Source organism: Bradyrhizobium paxllaeri (assembly GCF_001693515.2).
In the GTDB taxonomy this organism is placed as follows: Bacteria; Pseudomonadota; Alphaproteobacteria; order Rhizobiales; family Xanthobacteraceae; genus Bradyrhizobium; species Bradyrhizobium paxllaeri.
The window spans coordinates 4,085,256-4,106,037 of the sequence record NZ_CP042968.1; the positions used below are offsets into that span (position 1 = coordinate 4,085,256).

The following is a 20,782-nucleotide window of genomic DNA, read 5'->3' on the forward strand; positions in this document are numbered from 1 at the left end:
AGGGTTTGTGCGCGAATGCACGTCGGGAATTACGACGCAACAGTTGGAATGAAACTTTGATAATACGCTTTCTGTTGCGGTTTTTCGGCTTCTTGTTCGCAGCCGGAAGCGTGGTGTTCCTGGTGGGCGTGGCCGGTGTCGCAGCCGGTATCTGGCATTTCTCCAGGGATCTGCCGGATTATTCGCAGCTGCAGGATTACGAGCCGCCGGTGATGACGCGCGTGCACGCCGCTGACGGCGCGCTGCTCGGCGAGTATTCCAAGGAACGGCGGCTCTATCTGCCGATTCAGGCGATGCCGAAACTCGTCACCAACGCGTTCCTCGCAGCAGAGGACAAGAACTTCTACGAGCATGGCGGCCTCGACTTCACCGGCCTGGCGCGCGCCGCAGTCCTCTACGTGCAGAATCTCGGCTCCAACCGCCGCCCGCAGGGCGCCTCGACGATCACCCAGCAGGTCGCAAAGAACTTTTTGCTGACCAACGAGGTGTCGTTCACACGCAAGATCAAGGAAGCGCTGCTCGCGATGCGCATCGAGCGCGCCTATTCGAAGGATCGCATCCTCGAACTCTATCTGAACGAAATCTATCTCGGCCTTGGTGCGTACGGTATCGCCGCGGCGTCGCTGGTCTATTTCGATAAGTCCGTGAACGACCTGACGATTGCCGAAGCCGCCTATCTCGCCGCGCTTCCGAAAGCGCCGGGTACGCTGCATCCGGTGCGTAATCGCGACCGCTCGGTCGAGCGCCGCAATTACGTGATCGATCGTCTGGTCGAAAACGGCTGGATCAAGCAGGCCGACGCCGACAAGGCGCGCAAGGAGCCGCTGGTCGTGGCCAGCCGCGGCAACGGCGCGCATACGTTTGCCGGCGAGTATTTTGCCGAGGAAGTCCGCCGCGACATTTTTGAGCGCTACGGCGAGAAGAAGCTGTACGAAGGCGGCTTGTCGGTCCGCACCACGCTCGATCCGAAGATGCAGGTGATGGCGCGCAAGGCCATGGCCGCCGGCCTCGTAAATTTCGACGAAGCGCAAGGCTGGCGCGGCGCCATGAGCAAGCTGGACATTTCCGGCGACTGGGGCGTGAAGCTCGCCGAGATCAAATCGCTGAGCGACATCTCGCCCTGGCGGATGGCCGTGGTGCTGGAGACATCCGAACAGTCGGCCCGCATCGGCTTCCAGCCCGGCCGCGAACTTGGCGGCGCCATTTCCAAGGAACGGCAAACCGGTCTCATCACGCTGGATGGCGTGCGATGGGCGAAGCCGGCTGCGGCGCGCGGCAAACCGGCGACAGGCTCGGTCTCGCAGATCCTGTCGCCGGGCGACGTGATCTACGCCGATCCGCTGTTCGACAAGGAAGGCAGGGTGATCGAGGGCCAGTATCGGCTGCGTCAGTTGCCGGAAGTGTCTGGCGCCATGGTCGCTATGGACCCGTTGACCGGCCGCGTGGTCGCGATGGTCGGCGGCTTCTCGTTCGACCAGAGCCAGTTCAATCGCGCGACCCAAGCCTATCGGCAGCCGGGGTCGACTTTCAAGCCGCTGGTCTATTCGGCGGCGATCGACAATGGCTACACGCCGGCGACGATCATGATCGACGGGCCGATCGAGATCGATCAGGGGCAGGGCAACGGCGTCTGGCGGCCGGACAATTTTTCGGTGGGCAGCTATAAGGGGCCGATCACGCTGCGCGATGCCCTGAAACAATCGCTCAACACCGTCACGGTGCGGCTGGCGCAGGATGTCGGCATGCCCCTGATCGGCGAATATGCCAAGCGCTTCGGCGTCTACGAGGAATTGCCGAACTATCTTTCCTATTCGCTAGGCGCCGGCGAGACCACGGTCATGCGGATGGTGACGGCCTATTCGATGTTTGCCAATGGCGGCCGGCGGGTGAAGCCGACACTGATCGACCGCATCCAGGACCGCTACGGACGCACGATCTTCAAGCATGACCAGCGCGAGTGCCGCGGCTGCGATGCGCCGGGCGGCTGGAAGAACCAGCCCGAGCCGCAACTCGTCGACCGCCGCGAGCAGGTGCTGGATACGTTGACCGCCTACCAGATCACGTCGATGCTCGAAGGCGTGGTGCAGGGTGGAACGGCGACGATCATGCGCGAGGTCGGCAAGCCGATCGCCGGTAAGACGGGCACCACCAGTGACGCAAAAGACGTCTGGTTCGTCGGTTTTTCGCCGGATCTCGTCGTCGGTCTCTATCTTGGCTACGACAAGCCACGCACGCTGGGCCGGGCCGCGCAGGGCGGCCGCATCGCCGCCCCGATCGCGAAGGATTTCATGAAGCTCGCGCTGGCCGATAAGCCGCCGACCCCGTTCAAGGTTCCTCCCGGAATCAGGCTGGTGCGCATCGATTCGAAGAGCGGCATGCGCCCCGCACCCGGTGATACCGGCCGTACGGTTCTGGAAGCCTTCAAGCCGGGCACCGCGCCACCGGATAGTTACGCCGCCGTCGTCGGCGTTGCTGAGGGGGAAGAAGGACAGGTGCAGGGCTATCCCCAGGCACAGGGATATCCTCAGGCGCAGGGATATCCCCAAGGGTATCGGCCCGAGACCGACTCGATCATGCGTCCCGGAACCGGCCGGCTCTACTAGACCGCCAGCAGGTTGCGCTTTGTGGCGTCCGCCGCTACATCCCTTGCGGCATCATCCAATCGCGGCATAAGCCGCAGACAGAAGAGACCATGCGCGCGGAAGTCGAACGCCTCGTAGAAGAGATCAAGCAGTCAGTCGGGCTGCTGAGGAGGCATCTTTGACGTCGAGAAATCCACGGCCCGGCTCGCCGAGCTGAACAGTCTCGCCGAAGATCCCAATCTCTGGAATGATCCCCAGAAGGCCCAGAAGCTGATGCAGGAGCGCACCTCGCTGGTGGATGCGCTCGAAGGCATCGGCAAGGTCGAGCGCGAGCTCGACGACAATGTCGAGATGATTGCGCTCGGCGAGGCCGAGAACGACGAAGGCGTCGTCGTCGAGGCCGAGAACGCGCTGAAAGCCCTGAAGAAGGAAGTCGCCCGCCGCGAGCTGGAAGCGCTGCTGTCCGGCGAAGCCGACAAGTTCGATTCCTATCTCGAAGTGCATGCCGGCGCCGGCGGCACCGAAAGCCAGGACTGGGCCTCGATGCTGCTGCGCATGTACACGCGCTGGGCCGAGAACCACGGCTTCAAGATCGAATATCTCGAGGAGTCCCAGGGCGAAGAGGCCGGCATCAAATCCGCCACCATCCAGATCAGCGGCCACAATGCCTATGGCTGGCTGAAGACGGAGGCCGGCGTGCATCGCCTGGTGCGGATCTCGCCGTTTGACTCCAACGCGCGACGGCACACCTCGTTCTCGTCGGTGCAGATTTTCCCCGTCATCGACGACTCCATCAAGATCGAGATCAAGGAATCCGACGTACGCACCGACACCATGCGCTCCGGCGGCGCCGGCGGCCAGCACGTCAACAAGACCGAGTCGGCGGTGCGCCTGACCCATATTCCGACCGGCATTGCCGTGGTCTGCCAGGCAGGCCGCTCGCAGCACAAGAACCGCGCACAGGCGTGGGACATGTTGCGCGCGCGGCTCTACGAGATCGAGCTGAAGAAGCGCGAGGAGCAGGCCGCCGCCGATCAGGCCGCCAAGACCGACATCGGCTGGGGCCACCAGATCCGCTCCTACGTGCTGCAACCCTATCAGATGGTAAAGGACCTGCGCACCGGCGTGCAGACCTCGGATACCTCGGGCGTGCTCGACGGCGACCTCGACGAGTTCATGGCGGCAACGCTGGCGCAGCGCGCGTTTGGCACGGGTCCAGGCTCGGTCGAGGATGTGGATTAATCCATGACCAAAGTGGCCTTCATCGGGCTCGGTCGCATGGGTCATGGCATGGCCGGCTGCTACCTCGATGCAGGTTTTGACGTTGCGGTGTGGAATCGCAGCAAGGCCAAAGCGGAAGATTTGATCGCGCGCGGCGCGCGGTGGGCTTCGTCTCCGGCTGATGCCGCCGACGGCGCAGATGCCGTCGTGACGATGGTTGCCGACGACGAGGCGTCGCGCAGCGTCTGGCTCGGCGAGAGTGGCGCTGCAGCGAAGATGAAAGCCGGCAGCCTCGCGATCGAGTGTTCGACCGTTTCGCACCAGCATGCGCTCGACATGGCGCGCGAACTGCGTGGGCGCGGCCTGATCTATATCGATTGTCCTGTCACAGGCCTGCCGCAGGCGGCTGCTGCCGGAAAGCTGACCTTGCTCGTCGGTGCTGACGCCGCCGATCTGGATCGCGCAAAACCCTATCTCGCCCCAATCGGCGACGCCATCAGGCACTTTGGCGCCGTTGGCACCGGCACCGTCTTCAAGCTGATCAACAACCTGATGGGCGCGGTGCAGATCGCAAGCCTCGCCGAAGGCGTGGCGATGGCCGAGCAGGCCGGGCTGGACATGAACCTGGTCGCGGAAGCGTTGGCAACCGGCGCGGTGGCGTCTCCGCAGGTGATCCGGCATTCAAAGCGCATGGTCGCGCGCGATTTCTCCGGCGCGTCGTTCACGTCAGCGCTCCGTCACAAGGACGCGGCCTATGCGGTGGCGCTCGCTGAAACGCTGCTGCCCGGCGTGCCCGTCAGCCGCGCCGCGCTTGCCGCCTATGAGAAGGCGAAGACAAACGCGCCCGATGAAGACGAGGGCCGGATGATCGAGATCGTATCGCGGCCGAAATAATCTTCAGAAATCGGGTGGACGGCAACGTGCATCCGGTCCTAGCTGGCTGCGCGATTTCACCAGGTTCTTGCGAAATGACCGCCAGCGACGGCCGGATCGATACGCGCGATTGGGCATTGCTTGCCGCATTGTCGGTGCTGTGGGGCGGATCGTTCTTCTTCAATGGCGTGGTGCTGCGCGAGTTGCCGCCGTTCACGCTCGTGCTGTTGCGTGTACTGCTGGCCGCCATGATCCTGCTGCCGGTGCTTTGCGCGCAGCGACTGCCGTTTCCGAAGGGGTGGATCGGCTGGAGGCCGTTCTTCCTCGTCGCCTTGTTCAACAATGTGCTGCCGTTCTCGCTGATCGTCACCGGACAGATCTACATCCCGAGCGGACTGGCTTCGATCCTCAATGCCACCACGCCGCTGTTCACGGTGGCGGTGATGGCACTGGCGGGCGAGGAGAAGCTCATCATCAGGCGTGTGGCCGGTGTTATCGTCGGCCTTGCCGGCGTCGTGATCCTTCGCGGCGGCGGACTGGGCTTTGCCGGCGGGCAGGGGCTCGGCGTCCTGCTGTGTCTCGCGGCAGCCCTGAGCTACGGCATCTCCGCGCTGATCGCGCGGCGCGCGCTATCGGATTCGCCGCCGCTTGCCACCACCACGTTTCAATTGATGGCATCGAGCCTGATGATGTCTGTCGTTGCCGGCATTTTCGAGCGTCCCTGGCAATTGCCGATGCCTGGTGCGGTGACATGGTTCGCGGTGCTCGGTCTTGCCGGCTTGTCGACGGCGCTTGCCTATATCGTGTTCTTCCAGATTTTGCGGCGCTCCGGCGCCACCAACGTCATGCTGGTGACGCTGCTTGTGCCTGTCACCGCCATCCTGCTCGGCTCGCTCGTGCTCGGCGAGCAGATTTCGCCGCGCGAGATCGCAGGCGCACTGGTGATCGGCAGCGCGCTGCTGTTGATCGACGGCCGCGTGCTGAAGTTTCCCAAGCGTTGGCTTGCTCGCGCAAGGGGGCGCTAGCCAGCTTGACATTTGCCTATATAGCAATACGATTTGCCTTATAAGCAAAGCGGGAGAGCAGCGTGGTTTCGGCAGAGGCTGGCCGGCGCGCCCGCGAGGCGGCGCGCCTTGCCGGGATTGGCGCTGTCATTCGCAGGGCTCGATCGGCACGCGGTTTGACGCTCGATGAACTCGCCGGAATGGTCGGGCTGTCAGTGACGTTTCTCTCGCGGATCGAGCGCGGACTGATCGCGTGTTCGATCGGCAATCTCCTGGAAATTGCCGGCGTCCTTCAACTGCCGCCGGCCGAATTATTCGCCGATATCGAAGGCGAGGAACGGACACGCGCGTATCGCGTGGTGCGGTCCATCGATGCTGCTCCATCGAAGGACGCCGACGCAAATTATGCCTGGTGCAAGCTTGCTTCGGGCGTGGGCGAGCAGCGGCTGGAGACTTTCCTGCTCGAATTGTCGGCCAAACCGCGCAAGCCGACGCTGGTCGCGCATCCCGGCGAAGAAATGTGTTTTGTCCTCGAAGGCAGCGTCGAATTTCAGGTGGGCGACGAGACCATCGCGCTGGAGCGCGGCGATTCGATTCATTTGCGCTCGGACGTGCCGCATATGGCGTGGGCGCGGGGCTCCGGCAGCGCGCGCCTGCTCATGGTGACATCGATCGAAAATCAGTCGGCCATCGCGGTCGAGTGGTGGAGCAATATTGCGGGCAGGAAAGGCGAACGAGAGAAAACGGCAAAAGGGAGAGCAAAATGAGTGCTGTCAGCAGCAAGGAGATTCCCGATACGGCGGCCGCCAATGCGGATTTGACGACGGCGCGCGAAGCGTCGCGCAAGGACCACAAGCCATACGAGACGCGCCATTTCGACGACGTCGATTGGGAGACGATCAGGTGGCCGGGCGAAACAGGCAAAATGCTCTTTCATCCGCGACCGGAACGTCCGACCGAACCGAACGCGGGAATCCTGCGGCTTGAGCCCGGCGCCTATCACCCCGAGCACTATCATGGCTTCGCGCAGGTCTGGCACATCCTGAAGGGCGAGTTTTCAATCGACGGAACGCTGCATGGTCCGGGAACGGTGCTGTTCCATCCCGACCCGCACTTTGAGGGCGAATTCCGCACTGAAACGGGCGGGGAGATATTCATCGTCCAGTATCCTGGTCCGACAACCGGTGAGCGTCCGATCTATAGCGGCCGGTTCAACATGGCGGAACGCAAGGCGGTTGCGAGCGAACGCGTCGATCTCTGAACCGGCCGATCACGCGATCTATCGCGCAGGCTGACTGGAAGCAGATGTCTTCCAGTCGGCGAGCCAGTTTCTGAACCTTCCGCTGTCGCGCGTCCCCCCGTGCCAGGCCGCGTGCACGGTGCCGTCGCCGGCGACCATGATGACGACGTCGAGCCCCTTGGAACGGCGCAGCGTATCGATCGCCTGTTGTGGGGTCTGGGCGATGGGGCCTGCGACATTGAAGGACGTATTGACAGATAGCTCCACGCCGATGTGGCGGCCGAGCGCCTTCAGATAGGCGTAGGTGAGGGGATCGTCTTCGTCGCGCACGATCTGGATGCGGCCGGTGCCATCGGCGTGAATGACCGCCGGAATTTTTTCGCGGGCATGCGGCTTCGAATGCGCCGTGAGCACCATGTAATTATAGGCGTTGTAGTCGGCATCCGAGGCGCCGGGCAGCAGTTCGAAATATTCCTGCGCCGCCTCCAGCGTCGCCATCGGCGCCAGCGGGCGAATGGCCTCGCGATATTTGACGCGCTCGTTCAGCCGCTCGCGCGCCTTGGGATCGCAGGGGTTGGCGAGGATCGAGCGATGGCCGAGCGCGCGGGGGCCGGTTTCGGCCGCACCCTGATACAGCGCGATCACGCCGTTCTGCGCGACCATGAACGCCATCAAATCCGCGATCGCCTCGCGGCCTTCAGGCGTCGAGATATCGCCGATCTGTTGCGAGGCGACGTCGTCGGCTTCGAGCGCGCCGGCAATGTCGTCGCGCGACGGCGGCGTGCCGCAATAGAAAGCATGCGTCATCGGCGCACCGCGTGGGGCGCCCGCCAGATGCGCGAACAGCCAGGCGGCGCCGATGGTGACGCCGGGATCGCCGGGCACTGGCGGCACCCATAGACGCAGGCGGGCGTTGCGCTGCTGCGCTTCCGCGAACCATGCTTCACTGAAATGCTCGAGCAGCCGCATATTGCCGACCGCGTTCAGTGCGACGCCGCCGGTCAGCACCAGCCGATCGGCGGCCGTCGCGCGCAGCAGATGATCGACGACATGGATCATGGCGTCCTCGAACACCAGTTGTGTCGCAGCCGCCTTGTCGAGACGATCCTTTGTATCGGGACGATGGTGGATGTCCTCGACGCGCAGCACCGCATCGGGATTCCAGAGCTGGTCCGGCCTCAGCGGCTCGCCGAGGATCTCGGTGAGGGCTTGCTTGTACGGGTGGTCGAAGGGGTCGCAGTACCAGTTCGCCAGCGCGCGATTGAGTTGGACCTTGCCGTTCGCACCGAAATGCAGAACATCGCGCAAGCGCGCGTAATACGGATTGCTGGCGCGGTCCATGTCGCCCCAGGCGGCAGCGCCCATATAGCGCCCCTCGCAGGACAGCCAGGTCCAGCCGCCCTGCGTCGACGAGATGACGCTGTAGAATGCGCCGAGTGAATCGAACATGCTGTCGTTGCAATAGAGCCGGCGCATCGCGCCACGCTCGACGACGTAAAGCGAGATCGAGCCCTGATCGCCGGTGCCGTCGAGCACCGCGATCGCGGTCGGCTTATCGTCGTCGGCGAACGGCGAGGCGGCGTAGGAGAACCAGGCATGGTTGTCGTGATGCGGCAGGCAGATCAGCGGCACGCGCTCGGCAAGCCCGAGCTGGCGGGCAAGGATCTTTGGCGTCCGCGTCATCTGGTCGAGGCGGCGGCCGTCGAAGCCGGCGGCCTCGGTGGTGCGCACGAGTTTTATGCTCTGAGGCAGTTCCTCGAGCACCGAGCGCGCCAGCGTGCCGGCGAGCGTCGGATAATCCCAGCTCGTGAGCCAGGCATCGATATCGCCGATGTCGCGGCCCATGGCCCGCAGCGTCGCCACAACGGCGTCGATCGACAGCTTTGGATATTCTGTCGTGTGCTTGTTGCCGGAGAAGCGCTCTTCCTCGTTGTTGACGATCAGTCGCGGTCCGTGCGCCTGCGTCACCTCGACCAGCGCCAGCCCTGAATTATGCGTGCCGGGCGCACCGATGCCCGCGAGATAGACGGTTTCGCCCCGCGCAAGTTTTCCGCGAACATGCGCGATCCGCGCATCGGCGAACTCAGAGCCGAGCTGATGAAATCCGGCAGCGCCCATGGTTTTCGCCGCCAGCCAGCGCGCGAAGCGGAAGCCGCCGGCCGCGAGCCTCGGATGTCGCGGTCCAATTCGTACGTTCGGTTTCAACCTGTTCCAACCTTCTGGGGCGTTGCTCGCATGGTAATGACGCGAACGAGCATCAATCACAATTGCGGCCTGGCAACAATGCTGTTTCGTCATGCGGAATAAGCACATGCTTGCAAGCCCGAATGCGGCTTGCGAGATCTGCCTGCAAGATGACTGAAAAAGAAGGGAGAAAAAAAAACGGTGTCGGTTCGTATGCAGAACCTTGTTGCTTTGAGGGCTTGAAGAGGCGTCGCGGCGTGGCGCCTCTTCTCGACCCGTCGCTATTACGGAATATTCGGCTCCACGACCAGCGCGAGCTGGGCGAGCGACTGTTGCCAGCCGAGATAGCAGGCCTCGACCGGGATCACCGTCGGCAGGTTTGCCTGCTCGATGTTAACCTCGGTTCCGACCGAAACCGCCTTCAGGGTCACGGTGACCTCGATAATGCCGGGAAGATTGGGATCGTCGAAACGATCGGTGTAGCGGATGCGCTCGTTGGGCACGATCTCCAGATACTCGCCGCCGAATGAATGGCCCGTGTTCGTGGTGAAATTCGTGAACGACATTTTGAATGTGCCGCCGACTTTCCCTTCAAAATGATGGACCTTGCAGGTGAAGCCATAGGGCGGCAGCCACTTGGCCAGGGCTTCCGCATCGAGGAAAGCACGAAAAACCTTCTCCGGCGTGGTGGCGAAGACGCGGTGCAAACGAACGGTATTGCCTTGGGACATGACGTTATATTCTCCGGTACTGAACGGGGGTTATCGCAGGTTAGCTCAGTCTCTGCCACAAGGACGACTGAACTCCATGTGAGCCGACATGAGGCTCAAAAAATTTTACCAGCGCGGCCGCGCGCCGGTTCCCGTGTTAGGCGACGGTGGGAGCTGGTGTAGAATAGAGGAAATAGCCCGCGCGCAATCAATGGACGGACGCGCCAGTTCGGACAGCGCGAGTCTATCCCGCGCTTAGCCTTACGCCGGCGCGCAAAAACTTCTGCGGGTCGACTGCATCGCCGTCGATCCGCGTTTCATAATGCAGATGCGGACCCGTGGAGCGGCCGGTCGAGCCAACCGCGCCGATCACCTGGCCGATCTTGACGACATCGCCGACCCTGACGTGAATTTCCGACAGATGGCCGTAACGGGTCGACAAGCCGTTGCCGTGGTCGACCTCCACCATGCGGCCGTAACCGCCCATCCAGCCCGACGATACGACCTTGCCGTTCGCGGTGACGCGCACGGGATCGCCGGTGGCAGCACGGAAATCGAGTCCGGTATGCATGGCCGGGCGGCCGAGGAAGGGATCGCTGCGCACGCCGAAGCCAGAGGTGAATTCGACCTCGCCGACAACAGGCTTGCGGTAGGGCACCAGCGCCAGCGTGGCGTTGAGGCGCTGCATCTGGGCGCGGGTGATGTTGATGCGGTTGAGCTGGCGTTCGAACGCGCCGGCGTCGGCCGACAGTTTTACCGGCACGAACGGGCCGCCGATCGCCGAGCGCGGCGTTGCCGCCTCGAGCTGCGTCATGTCGAGGCCGAGATCGGTGAACACGCCGCGCATGCGACGGACGCGCGATTCCATGTTGTCCTCGACTGCGCTGAGCGCCGCCATCTGGCGCCGCTCGACGGAATCGAGCGAGGTCTGCAGGCGCACCAGCACGTTGTCGACACCCTGCACCTTGGCGAACTGATTGGGCTGCGGCTTGGCGACGATCGGCGTGCGCGATTCCAGCCGCGCTTCGCGATCCGGCGGCGCGACGAAGATCACGGTGTCGCTGATCGGGGAGGGCTTCAGGCTGCCGGACGGGGGCGTCTCTACGGCCGCGCCGCGGGCCGGCGGCCGAATCGAACCGGTGGCCGCAGCATCCGGCATCGCGCCGAGTGCGGTGGCGCGCGATTCGAGCGCGGTCTGGCGGCGCATGATCTGGTCGAGCTTCTGGTCGAACTGTTCCTGATCGAGCAGCTGTCGGCTGGTGGTGCGGTCGACCTTGGCGCGCAGCTCCGCGATGCGGTCTTCATAGGCATATTGCATCTCGGCCTGACGGGCGATCAGCCGGGTCAGGACGTCGTCGCGAAACGCAAAGTAAGTGGCGGTCGCCGCCGACCACATGCCGAGCAGCACGATCGTACCGACCACGATCCAGAACACCACCGGCCCGAAGCGGACCTGCTTGCCGGCATGGACGATGGCATAGCCATTGCCATCGAGCGCGGCGGCGGTCCTTGCCGCCTGGGGTGCAGGCCGGCGCGGCGGCGTCCGGCCATGATCATGAGGGTGGTGGTGATCGGAATAATGACCGGAACGGTACGACATCGGCACTCCCGCGCCGGTCGGAGATAAGTTCCGTACGGCTCAATCTGCGGGGCCGATTTGACCCTCTCATGGTTAATTTTTGGAAAATGGGAACTGGCCAAATCAGATGGCCTGCGCCGCGGCGAGCACCTCTTCGGCATGGCCGTCGACCCGGACATTGCGCCAGATTCTGGCGATCCGCCCCTCGGCGTCGATCAGAACCGTGGTGCGAATGATTCCCATGAAGGTCCTGCCATACATCGATTTTTCGCCCCAGGCACCATAGGCCTCCAGCATGTCATGCTGCTCATCCGAGATCAGAGGAACCGAAAGCTGGTGCTTGTCGCGGAAGGATTCCTGGGCCTTTACGGTGTCGGCGGAGATGCCGAGCACCTCAGCGCCCGCATCGGCAAACGCGCTGCGGAGCCGGGTGAAGTCGATCGCCTCCCGGGTGCAGCCGGGGGTGTCGGCCCGGGGGTAGAAGAACAGCACCAGTTTCTTGCCCGCATAGTCGGCCAGCGACGCGCTGCCGCCGCCATCCCGTGGCAGGCTGAAAGAGGGGGCCATGGTGCCTTCGGCCAGCCCGGTTCCGGCAGCCGGTTTGGGCGCATCCGATAGGTTGGATTTTATTAACTTTTTAGGTGTCGGCTTATGCGACGATTTTGCTGATGCGATTTTTGCGGCCTTGGCCGGTTTTTTGACAGTTTCCTTGGCGGCCTTGGGGCCTACCTTGCGGGCTACCTTGGCGGCAGGCTTTTTGGCTGATGCCGCGGCGGCGGGGCGGGCCGTCTTACGGGCGGCCTTGGCTGCGGATGGTTTTCGAGCGGGCGTCTTGCGGCTTTGGGAGGATGGCTTGGAGGATTTCATGCGCGTTTTCTTGGACATACGCCTTCCTTTCGTCGCTTTCCGCAGATCAACCATTAGGGTATTGCGGGTCTTGCCTTTGACCGTCGGATTCGCTCCGGCTGCCGGGCAACTTTGATGACCCCGGAGTACGGTTACAAGGAATTCGACGCTACACCCGTCCGCTCGTCGATGGGGCCGCCCAATCAGTCCTTGGGTCCGACCACGAGTAACAGTATTAATCGAGGATTGGCAGCGATGCCGGCACAGGAGCGCTCGATACAGATCGAAGAGCGCGCCCTTGGCGGCGATCAACCTCAGCGCCGACACCGAGAGGCAATGGCTAGGAATACTTCGCCAAAGGGGTCGAATCCGCATGCCGAGACCCAGCAATGGGATGACGCAGCGGGCTGGGAGCAGGACGAAGCCGCCGGCTACCGCGCGCGGCGCCTGCTGTCGCGTTCCGATTCCGGATTTCACCGTGCCGGCGACAGGTTCTCAGCGCTGCGGCGGTGGATGAGCGGCGAGCGCTGGGTCAAGCGCCTGGCGATCGTGATCGCCGTGCTGGCGGTGATCTTCATCGGCTGCTTCGGCGGGTTGTGGTGGCGGCTTGGCGCCGGGCCCATCAATCTCGATATCGCGACGCCTTGGCTCGCGGCCGCAATCGAGGAAAATATCGGCCACGGCAATACGGTTGCGGTCGGCGGTACGCAGATCGAGCGGGCCGGACGGATTCGTATAGCGGTGCGCATTCGCGACATCGTGGTCCGCGACCGCGATCAGGTCGTTGTCGCCACCGCACCGAAGGCCGAGGTGAGACTGTCAGGCACGGCGCTGCTGATGGGGCGGCTGCGCGCCGAGAGCCTCAATCTGGTCGACGCCGAACTCGCGGTACGAATCACGCCGGACGGTCAGGTCACGGTATCCGCCGGCGAAACTGCCAAGCCATTGGCGACGGGCGTTGCCTCCAAGCGCGATGCCGGCATAGCGCCGACCTTCCCCCGCGCGGCGCCTGCGCCCGCCCCAGGCGCGCCGGCGACGGCTCCCGATCCGACGCAGAACGGATTGCTGGCCGGCCTCGACTGGCTCGACAGCCTCAGCCTGACCGGGCTCGACGGACAGAATCTGAACGAGATCGGCCTCAAGAACGGCAATCTCGTCGTCGACGACCAGCAGCGCGGCAACAAGTGGACGTTCGACAATATCAGCCTCAGTATGCGCCGCCCGAGCAGCGGCGGGGTGGCAGTAAGCCTTGGCGAAGAGGGCGCGCGTCCATGGTCGCTGAAGGTGGTGGTCGGACCGCCGCAGAACGGCGTGCGCTCGGTTGATCTTCGCGCCGACAAGGTGCCGGCTGCCAACATCCTGCTGGCGATGCGGGTCAAGGATCTCACCTATGGCGCGGACCTGCCGCTTTCCGGCGAACTGAAAGGCGAATTGGGCCGCGATGGCGTGCCGACCTATTTACGCGGCAAGGTCACGGCGGGCGCCGGGCACCTCATCGACAGCGATACGCCCGATTATCCGATGCCGATCGATTCGGCGGAGATGAGCGTCGAATGGGACTCCGGACGGCGCGTGCTGGTCGCGCCCTTCAAGGTCGTTTCCGGCGCGAACCGGATTACGCTGCTCGGTCATCTCGAGCCGCCGAATGGCGCCACCACCGAATGGCAGGCCGGCCTTAGCGGCGGTACGATCCTGCTGGCCGGTACCGACAATGAACCACCGTTGATCTTCAACCGGATCTCGATCGGGATGAAGTTCGACACCGACCGGAAACGTGTGCTGCTCACCCAGGCCGATATCAGCAACGGCGAGATCGGCATCGCCGGCACCGGCAGCATCGACTATGCGAACGAAGCGCGCCTGCAGCTCGGTTTTGCGGGTACGCCGATGTCGGCATCCGCGCTGAAGCGGATGTGGCCGATTCTGATCGTGCCTGAAGTACGTGAATGGGTGATCGAGCGCATCGAGCGCGGTACGCTCCAGCGCATCGAGGTTGGCGTCAATTCGCCGGTGCGCAATCTCTCGCGCAAGGGACCGCCGATTCCGGACGATGGCCTGGCCGTCAACATCGTCGCCTCGGGCGTGACGGCGCGCCCGGTCGACGACATGCCCGCGGTCCGCGATGCGGATTTGAAGGCGCGGGTTACCGGACGCACCGCGACGGTGACGATCGGGCAGGGAATTGCCGACACGCCTGCCGGGCGCAAGATCAACATTTCTGATTTCATCTTCGAGGTGCCGGACATGGCGCCGAAACCGTCTCCATCAAAGGTGAAATTCAGGGTGGATTGTCCGGTGCCGGCCGCAGCCGAGATTCTGGCTTCCGACCGTATCAGCGATCTCTCCGGCACGCTGATCGATCCGAACGCCAGCAAGGGCAACGTTGCCGCCACCATTACGCTCGGCATGCCGGTCAAGGGCTCGATGACCAAGGCCGATACCACCTACACGGTGATTGGTGACCTGAGTGGCTTTGCTGCCGACAGGCTCGTGATGAATCAGAAGCTGGAGGCCAACGCGCTGAAGGTGCTCGCCAACAACGCGGGCTATCAGGTCAAGGGCGACGTCAAGATCAACGGGCAGGCGGCTTCGCTGGACTATCGCAAGCCGAGCGAGGGCGACGCCGATATCAGGCTGCAGGCGACACTGGATGATGCCAGCCGCGCACGCCTCGGTATCGACCTCGGATCTGCCGTGAGCGGCTCGATCCCGATCAAGGTGGTCGGCAAGATCGGCGAGAACGACAGCCGCGTCGGCATCGAGGCCGACCTGACCTCGCTGCGGCTCGACAATATCCTGCCGGGCTGGGTCAAGTCGCCCGGCAAGTCGGGCAAGGCGACGTTCAACGTGGTGAAGAAGGAACAGTCGACGCTGTTCCAGGATATCGTGGTCGAAGGCGGCGGCGTGTCGATCAAGGGATCGCTCGAGGTCGACCAGAACGGCGACTTGATGAGCGCGAACTTCCCGACCTACGCGCCGTCGGATGGCGACAAGACCAACTTGAAGGCCGAGCGCGGCGCCGACGGCGTCGTCAAGGTGACGATGCGTGGCGATGTGTTCGACGGCCGCGGCTTCCTCAAATCGGCGATCTCGGGCAAGGAAGCCGACCCCAGGAGCAAGTCCAGGAACATTGATCTGGATATCGACGTCAAACTCGGCGCGGTCCAGGGCTTCAACGGCGAGGCGCTGCGCAGCGTCGACAGCAAGTTCTCCCGCCGCAACGGCGTCGTGAGAGCCTTTACGCTCGCCGGCAAGGTCGGGCGCGACACGGCCGTGACGGCGGATCTGCGCGGCCGCGGAGCGGGGCAGGGACGCGACATCATCGTGCTGCAGACCAACGATGCCGGCGCGTTCTTCCGCTTCACCGACACCTACTCGAAAATGGTCGGCGGCCAACTTTCGCTGGCGATGGAGCCGCCAACCGTCGAACCCAGCGCGAAGGAAGGCCTGATCAACGTCCGCGACTTCTCTGTCAGGGGCGAGGCCGCGCTCGAGCGCGCCGCTGCCGGCGCACCGGCCGGCGCCCAGAGCGGCATATCATTTTCGGCATTGCGGGCGGAGTTCACCCGGCAAAGCGGACAGCTCGCGATCCGCGACGGTGTCGTCAAGGGTCCGACCATCGGCGCGACCATCGAAGGCAGCATCGATTATGTCGGCAATGCCGTGCGCATGAGCGGCACCTTCGTTCCGATGTACGGATTGAACAACATGTTCGGGCAGATTCCCGTGCTCGGCCTGTTCCTCGGCGGCGGTAGCAATGAAGGCCTGATCGGCGTGACCTATGAAGTGGTCGGCACGCCCGGCCAGCCGGTGCTGCGGGTCAATCCGATTTCGGCAGTGATGCCAGGCGTGCTGCGCAAGATATTCGAGTTCAACACCGGCAAGCAGAACAATAACCCGGTCGAACTCCCGCCGAATAATTAGTCAGGAACCGCCGCAGCTTCGGAATGGGAAGCTGCCTGCGGCGGAAATCGCTGTCTGATCTGCCTCTAGCCGGATGCCATGGCCGAGACCGCCCGCGCGACCGAAGCCCAAACGGCGTTTTGCTGCGCGGCAGGAACGGTGGCGCCAGTCAGATAGCCCGTGATCACGATGGGGGCCTTGCCGTGAGGCCAGATCACGGCGACGTCATTATTTGTGCCTCGCGCACCAGTGCCGGTCTTGTCGCCGACGCGCCAGTCTTTCGGAAGGCCTGCACGCAGTCTGGTGTCGCCGGTCTTGTTGGCGACCAGCCATGCCGTCAGTTGCTCGCGCGATGGCGCCGACAGCGCCGTGGTTCCAACGACGAGGGCCTGCAAACTGGAAGCCATCGCATTCGGTGTCGTGGTATCGCGGGGATCGTCGGGCAAAGCCTCGTTGAGCGAGGGCTCGTTACGGTCCAGCCGCGTGACCTGGTCGCCGAGACTCCGGGCGAAGGCCGTCAGCCCCGGAGGTCCGCCGAGAGCAGCGAGCAGCAGGTTGCCGGCCGTGTTATCGCTCAGCGTCACCGCCGCCTCGCAAATTTCGGCGAGCGTCATGCCGTCGCCGCCCACGTGCTTTTCGGTTACGGGCGAGTACGTGACGAGCGCGGATGCTTCGAAGGTGATGCGCCGCGTCAACTGTTCCTTGCCGGCGTCCACCCGCGCCAGGATCGCGGCGGCCGCCAGCGCCTTGAAGGTGCTGCACATCGGAAAGCGCTCGTCGCCTCGATGGACATGACGAGCGCCCGTTGCCGTGTCCAGGACACACACACCGAGCCGGCCGCCGCTCTCGCGCTCCAGACGTTTGATCTCGTCGATCAGTCGTTGATTGAGTGTCGATGCGCTCACTGCTTTCAGCCGGCCGCTCAAGGCAGTCGCTACCAGCGCTGCGCCGCATCCAAGCTGGAACTGTCTTCTCGTGATCACAATGAATCCTCCGTTCTGCGGGCGGGAAGGTGCCGACAGGCCGCAATCTTGACAAACGATCAGTTCTGCGGGCAGGCATAAGAAAAACTAGGGACAAGCAATGCGTCGCCGGACGAAGCTTTCGCACCTTCCGCTCAATGCGCTGCGGGCTTTTGAGGCGACAGCGCGCCACCTCAGTTTCACCCGTGCCGGGCTGGAACTTCGGGTCACTCAGGCGGCCGTCAGCCAGCACGTGAAGGTGCTGGAGGACCGGCTTGGCGTGCAGTTGTTTCGCCGATTACCGCGCGGCGTTGCGCTCACCGATGAAGGGCAGTTGCTGCTGCCGAGCATTGTCGAGGCCTTCGGCCGGCTCACCGAAACGCTCAATCGTTTTGAAGATGGCCACTACCAGGATGTCATCGCGGTCGGCGTCGTCGGCACGTTTGCTTCGGGATGGCTGCTGCCGCGGCTCGATGCCTTCAGGAAGGCCTATCCGCGGATCGATCTGCGCCTGTTCACCAATAACAATCGCATCGACATCGCGGGTGAGGGCCTCGATTACGCGATCAGGTTTGGCGACGGCCTTTGGCACGGTACCGATGCGACCCGTTTGATGGGCGCGCCATTTACCCCGCTCTGCGCGCCGTCGCTGGCGCGCAGGCTGAGCCGGCCGGCCGATCTCAAGCGCGAGGTGCTGCTGCGTTCCTATCGGCAGGAGGAATGGCCACGGTGGTTTGCCGCGGCGGGACTGCAGAGCCCGGTCCTCAAGGGAATGGTGTTCGATTCATCGATCACGATCGCCAGCGCAGCTGCGCGTGGGTTCGGCGTTGCGCTGCTGCCGCCGGCGTTGTTTCAGGACGAGATCCGTCGACGGCGGCTGGTACGCCCCTTTCAAATCGAAGTGGCACTAGGCGACTACTGGATTACGTCGCTGCACTCCCGGCAACCGACACAAGCGATGCTCGCATTCAAGAACTGGCTGCTTGAAACGATCGCAGCAAAAAACAGCAGCCCCCGCCAAGCGTACCGAGACCTGGCTACCGCCTGAGCGCCGGGACGACCAGGAACGGAATCATCCCCAGCACCACCGCGACCAGCGCAAACGCGATCACGGGATTATAGCTGTGGGTCCAGTCGTGGATCAAACCGCCGCCCCATGCGCCGAGGCCCGAGCCAAGGCCGCTGCCGATCGAGATCGTGCCGTAGATGGTGCCGACGCGCTCGCCGCGAAAGATCTTCATCGCGGTCGCCGTGATCAGCGGTCCGCGCGAGCCGATCATGCTGCCGAAGGTCACGACGAAGGCGCCGAGCAGCCAGAAGTTCGGATAGTACTGCAACAGCCAGAGCAGGATGATGCCTAGAATCGAGATGGCGTAGCTGAGCAAGACCGACGGCCGTCGCCCGATCATCGCATCGAGCTGGGTCACGCCCAGCATGCCGAACAGCAGCACGACGCCGGAAAAGCCCCAGGCGGTCGCGGCCTGTAGCGGCGGGAAGCCGGCATCGATCAGATAGGCGACGATCTGCGCCGAGATCGCGTACATGCCGACGGCGGTGAAGAAGAAGGTCGAGAACAGCGCCCAGAATGCGTGGTGGCGCATGGCGCTCGCGAGCGTCCAGCCATCGTCAACGAAATCGGGATCGGCTTTTTTGGTGACGTGCGGTGAGCCCGTGGCGAACAGCCGCCATGGCAACAGCAGCAATGGCACCAGCAGGCACAGCGTGAAGATGCCGAAAATCTGGTGGGCGCCGCGCCAGCCGACGTAATCGATCAGGATCTGCGACGCCGGCAGCAGCACCAGAACGCCGGCGCCGGTTGCGGAATAGACGATCGCCATCGCGGTGGGCAGCCGCGGGCCGAACCAGCGGCCGAGCAGGATCGAGTTCGGCACGTTGCCGATGAAGGCGATGCCGATCCCGACGGCCAGCCCGGTGCTCAACTGCAATTGCCACAGTGCCTGCGCGTGGGAGGCCCCCAGAAACGCGCCGCCGAGCAGCAGCAGCCCCAGTGAATAGACGGTGCGCGGGCCGTAGCGATCGAACAGCCGGCCGACCACCGGGGCCATCAGCCCGCCCGCCAGCCAGGTCAGCGAATAGACCGAAACCACTTCGGCGCGGTCCCAGCCGAAATTCTCCGCGATCGGTTTCAGGAATACCGTAAAGCTCTCGCCGAGGCCGCGGCCGAGCAGCGCCAGCGTAAAGCACAGCGCCAGCACGTTGAGCGCAACCCGCTCCGGCTTGAGCGGCTTGGTTGACGCGTCGTGCTCTGGCGTCTTGCGATCCATGGATGCAGGGAGCGCGTTTCCGCAGTTCCCCGCAAGCGTCAAAAAGCGAATGCGCCCATGCAGGCAGGATCAGGCCGGCTTCAGCAGGACGTGCTTTTTCTTCCCCATGGAAAGTTTGATGACACCTTCCGGCGTCAGGTTGGACGCCGTCAGCACCATCTTCTCGTCGGTCACGGCGGTATCGTTGACGCGCAAGCCGCCGCCCTTGATCTGGCGCCGTGCTTCGCCGTTCGAGGCCACGAGGCCCGCCTTCACGAACAGTCCCACCACGCCCGCGCCAGCCTCGAGTTCGCCGCGCGAAACTTCGACGGTGGGCAGGTTCTCCGCGATCGCACCTTGCTCGAAGGTCTGGCGCGCGGTTTCGGCGGCGGTGTCGGCGGCCTCGCGGCCGTGCAGCAGCGCGGTCGCCTCCGTCGCCAGCACCTTCTTGGCTTCGTTGATCTCGCCGCCTTGCAGCGCCGCCAGCTTTGCGATCTCGCTCATCGGCAGGGTCGTGAACAACTTTAGAAACTTGACGACGTCGGCGTCCTCGGCGTTGCGCCAGTATTGCCAGAAATCGTAAGGCGAGAACTGGTCGGCATTGAGCCACACCGCGCCCTGCGCGGTCTTGCCCATCTTGGCGCCCGAGGCCGTCGTCAGCAGCGGCGTGGTCAGCGCGAACAATTGCTCCGTGCCCATGCGGCGGCCGAGATCGACGCCGTTGACGATGTTGCCCCATTGGTCGGAGCCGCCCATCTGCAGGCGGCAGCCGGTGCGCCGCGCCAGCTCGACGAAGTCGTAGGCCTGGCAGACCATGTAGTTGAATTCGATGAAGCTCATCTCCTGCTCGCGCTCGAGCCGGAGCCGCACCGAGTCCATCGTCAGCATGCGGTTGACGGAGAAATGCCGGCCGATGTCGCGCAGCATCTCGATCCAGTTCAGCTTGGTCAGCCACTCCGCGTTATCCAGCATGATCGCGTCGCTGGCGCCGTTGCCGTAACGCAATACCTTGGAGAACACGCCGCGGATCGAGGCCTTGTTGGACTCGATTTCCGCAATCGAGCGGATGGCGCGCGATTCATCCTTGCCGGAGGGGTCACCGACCATGGTGGTGCCACCGCCCATCAGGGTGATCGGCTTGTTGCCGCTCTGCTGCAGCCAGTACAGCATCATCATGGTCAGGTAGTTGCCGATATGGAGCGAGGGCGCCGTGCAGTCGTAGCCGACATAGGCGATCGCCTGGCCCTTCGCCGCCAGCGCGTCGAGGCCCTCGAAATCGGAGCACTGGTGGATGAAGCCGCGCTCCTGTAAAATGTTCAGGAAATCTGATTTAAATGCGGTCATTGGCGGGCGCTTTGATCATTCTATTTTCACTGTAATTGTAACTGCTTTGCGGAACCATCGCGGAACAGGC

General features: G+C 63.7%; 15 protein-coding genes. 8 read left to right on the forward strand and 7 right to left on the reverse strand.

All coding sequences use genetic code 11. The annotated features are described in order from the left end of the window. The first annotated feature begins 62 nt into the window (after positions 1-62). The 6 genes from LMTR21_RS19530 to LMTR21_RS19555 all read left to right on the forward strand — a co-directional run bounded on the left by LMTR21_RS19530 (position 63) and on the right by LMTR21_RS19555 (position 6,941). Positions 63-2,603: a penicillin-binding protein 1A gene (locus LMTR21_RS19530; protein WP_065753993.1), complete on the forward strand. Its 2,541-nt coding sequence runs from the start codon at positions 63-65 to the stop codon at positions 2,601-2,603. Between the two features lie 89 nt (positions 2,604-2,692). Beyond that, a protein-coding gene (prfB, locus tag LMTR21_RS19535; RefSeq protein ID WP_141688374.1) for a peptide chain release factor 2 occupies positions 2,693-3,824 on the forward strand; the annotation gives its coding sequence in 2 pieces (ribosomal slippage) (positions 2,693-2,761 and positions 2,763-3,824; 1,131 coding nt in all). Between the two features lie 3 nt (positions 3,825-3,827). Next, positions 3,828-4,697 carry an NAD(P)-dependent oxidoreductase gene (locus LMTR21_RS19540; RefSeq protein WP_065753952.1) on the forward strand — a complete coding sequence of 290 codons (870 nt, stop codon included), beginning with the start codon at positions 3,828-3,830 and terminating at the stop codon, positions 4,695-4,697. Positions 4,698-4,771: 74 nt separating this feature from the next. Next, positions 4,772-5,701 (forward strand): DMT family transporter, encoded by a 930-nt coding sequence (locus tag LMTR21_RS19545; protein ID WP_065753951.1) that lies wholly within the window; start codon positions 4,772-4,774, stop codon positions 5,699-5,701. 62 nt (positions 5,702-5,763) lie between these two features. Then, positions 5,764-6,447 carry a helix-turn-helix domain-containing protein gene (locus LMTR21_RS19550; protein WP_084030689.1) on the forward strand — a complete coding sequence of 228 codons (684 nt, stop codon included), beginning with the start codon at positions 5,764-5,766 and terminating at the stop codon, positions 6,445-6,447. Next, positions 6,444-6,941: a cupin domain-containing protein gene (locus LMTR21_RS19555; RefSeq protein ID WP_210250584.1), complete on the forward strand. Its 498-nt coding sequence runs from the start codon at positions 6,444-6,446 to the stop codon at positions 6,939-6,941. Before LMTR21_RS19550 ends, LMTR21_RS19555 begins: the two co-directional genes overlap by 4 nt. Positions 6,942-6,959: 18 nt before the next feature. Here LMTR21_RS19555 and LMTR21_RS19560 read toward each other — a convergent pair whose 3' ends face one another. The 4 genes from LMTR21_RS19560 to LMTR21_RS19575 form a co-directional block, all read right to left on the reverse strand. Further along, the gene (locus LMTR21_RS19560) at positions 6,960-9,125 is read right to left on the reverse strand and encodes a carbamoyltransferase C-terminal domain-containing protein (protein ID WP_065753949.1); all 2,166 of its coding nucleotides are present in this window, start codon (positions 9,123-9,125) and stop codon (positions 6,960-6,962) included. Positions 9,126-9,388: 263 nt separating this feature from the next. After that, complete coding sequence (locus LMTR21_RS19565) at positions 9,389-9,835, reverse strand: SRPBCC family protein (protein ID WP_065753948.1); 447 nt, start codon at positions 9,833-9,835, stop codon at positions 9,389-9,391. A 223-nt stretch (positions 9,836-10,058) separates the two neighbouring features. Next, a complete protein-coding gene (locus tag LMTR21_RS19570) occupies positions 10,059-11,414 on the reverse strand; it encodes a M23 family metallopeptidase (protein ID WP_084030688.1) in 1,356 nt (451 codons plus the stop codon). Positions 11,415-11,516: 102 nt separating this feature from the next. After that, entirely contained in the window at positions 11,517-12,278 is a 762-nt protein-coding gene (locus LMTR21_RS19575) for a peroxiredoxin (protein WP_084030692.1), read from the reverse strand. A 216-nt stretch (positions 12,279-12,494) separates the two neighbouring features. Here LMTR21_RS19575 and LMTR21_RS19580 point away from each other — a divergent pair, with 216 nt between their 5' ends. Further along, complete coding sequence (locus LMTR21_RS19580) at positions 12,495-16,163, forward strand: YhdP family protein (RefSeq protein WP_065753944.1); 3,669 nt, start codon at positions 12,495-12,497, stop codon at positions 16,161-16,163. Between the two features lie 65 nt (positions 16,164-16,228). Here LMTR21_RS19580 and bla read toward each other — a convergent pair whose 3' ends face one another. Beyond that, on the reverse strand, positions 16,229-17,128 hold the full coding sequence (gene bla, locus LMTR21_RS19585) for a class A beta-lactamase (protein ID WP_430642586.1): 900 nt from the start codon (positions 17,126-17,128) through the stop codon (positions 16,229-16,231). A gap of 97 nt (positions 17,129-17,225) precedes the next feature. On the opposite strand from bla, the gene LMTR21_RS19590 reads away from it, so the two are divergent. Beyond that, positions 17,226-18,152 (forward strand): LysR family transcriptional regulator, encoded by a 927-nt coding sequence (locus tag LMTR21_RS19590; protein ID WP_065753943.1) that lies wholly within the window; start codon positions 17,226-17,228, stop codon positions 18,150-18,152. Here LMTR21_RS19590 and LMTR21_RS19595 read toward each other — a convergent pair. Continuing rightward, positions 18,142-19,389, reverse strand: coding sequence for an MFS transporter (locus LMTR21_RS19595; protein ID WP_065753942.1), 1,248 nt, complete (start codon positions 19,387-19,389; stop codon positions 18,142-18,144). The two genes, LMTR21_RS19590 and LMTR21_RS19595, sit on opposite strands and share 11 nt — an antisense overlap. 69 nt (positions 19,390-19,458) lie before the next feature. Continuing rightward, positions 19,459-20,712, reverse strand: a complete 1,254-nt coding sequence (gene tyrS, locus LMTR21_RS19600; RefSeq protein WP_065753941.1) for a tyrosine--tRNA ligase — start codon at positions 20,710-20,712, stop codon at positions 19,459-19,461. Positions 20,713-20,782 lie beyond the last annotated feature (70 nt).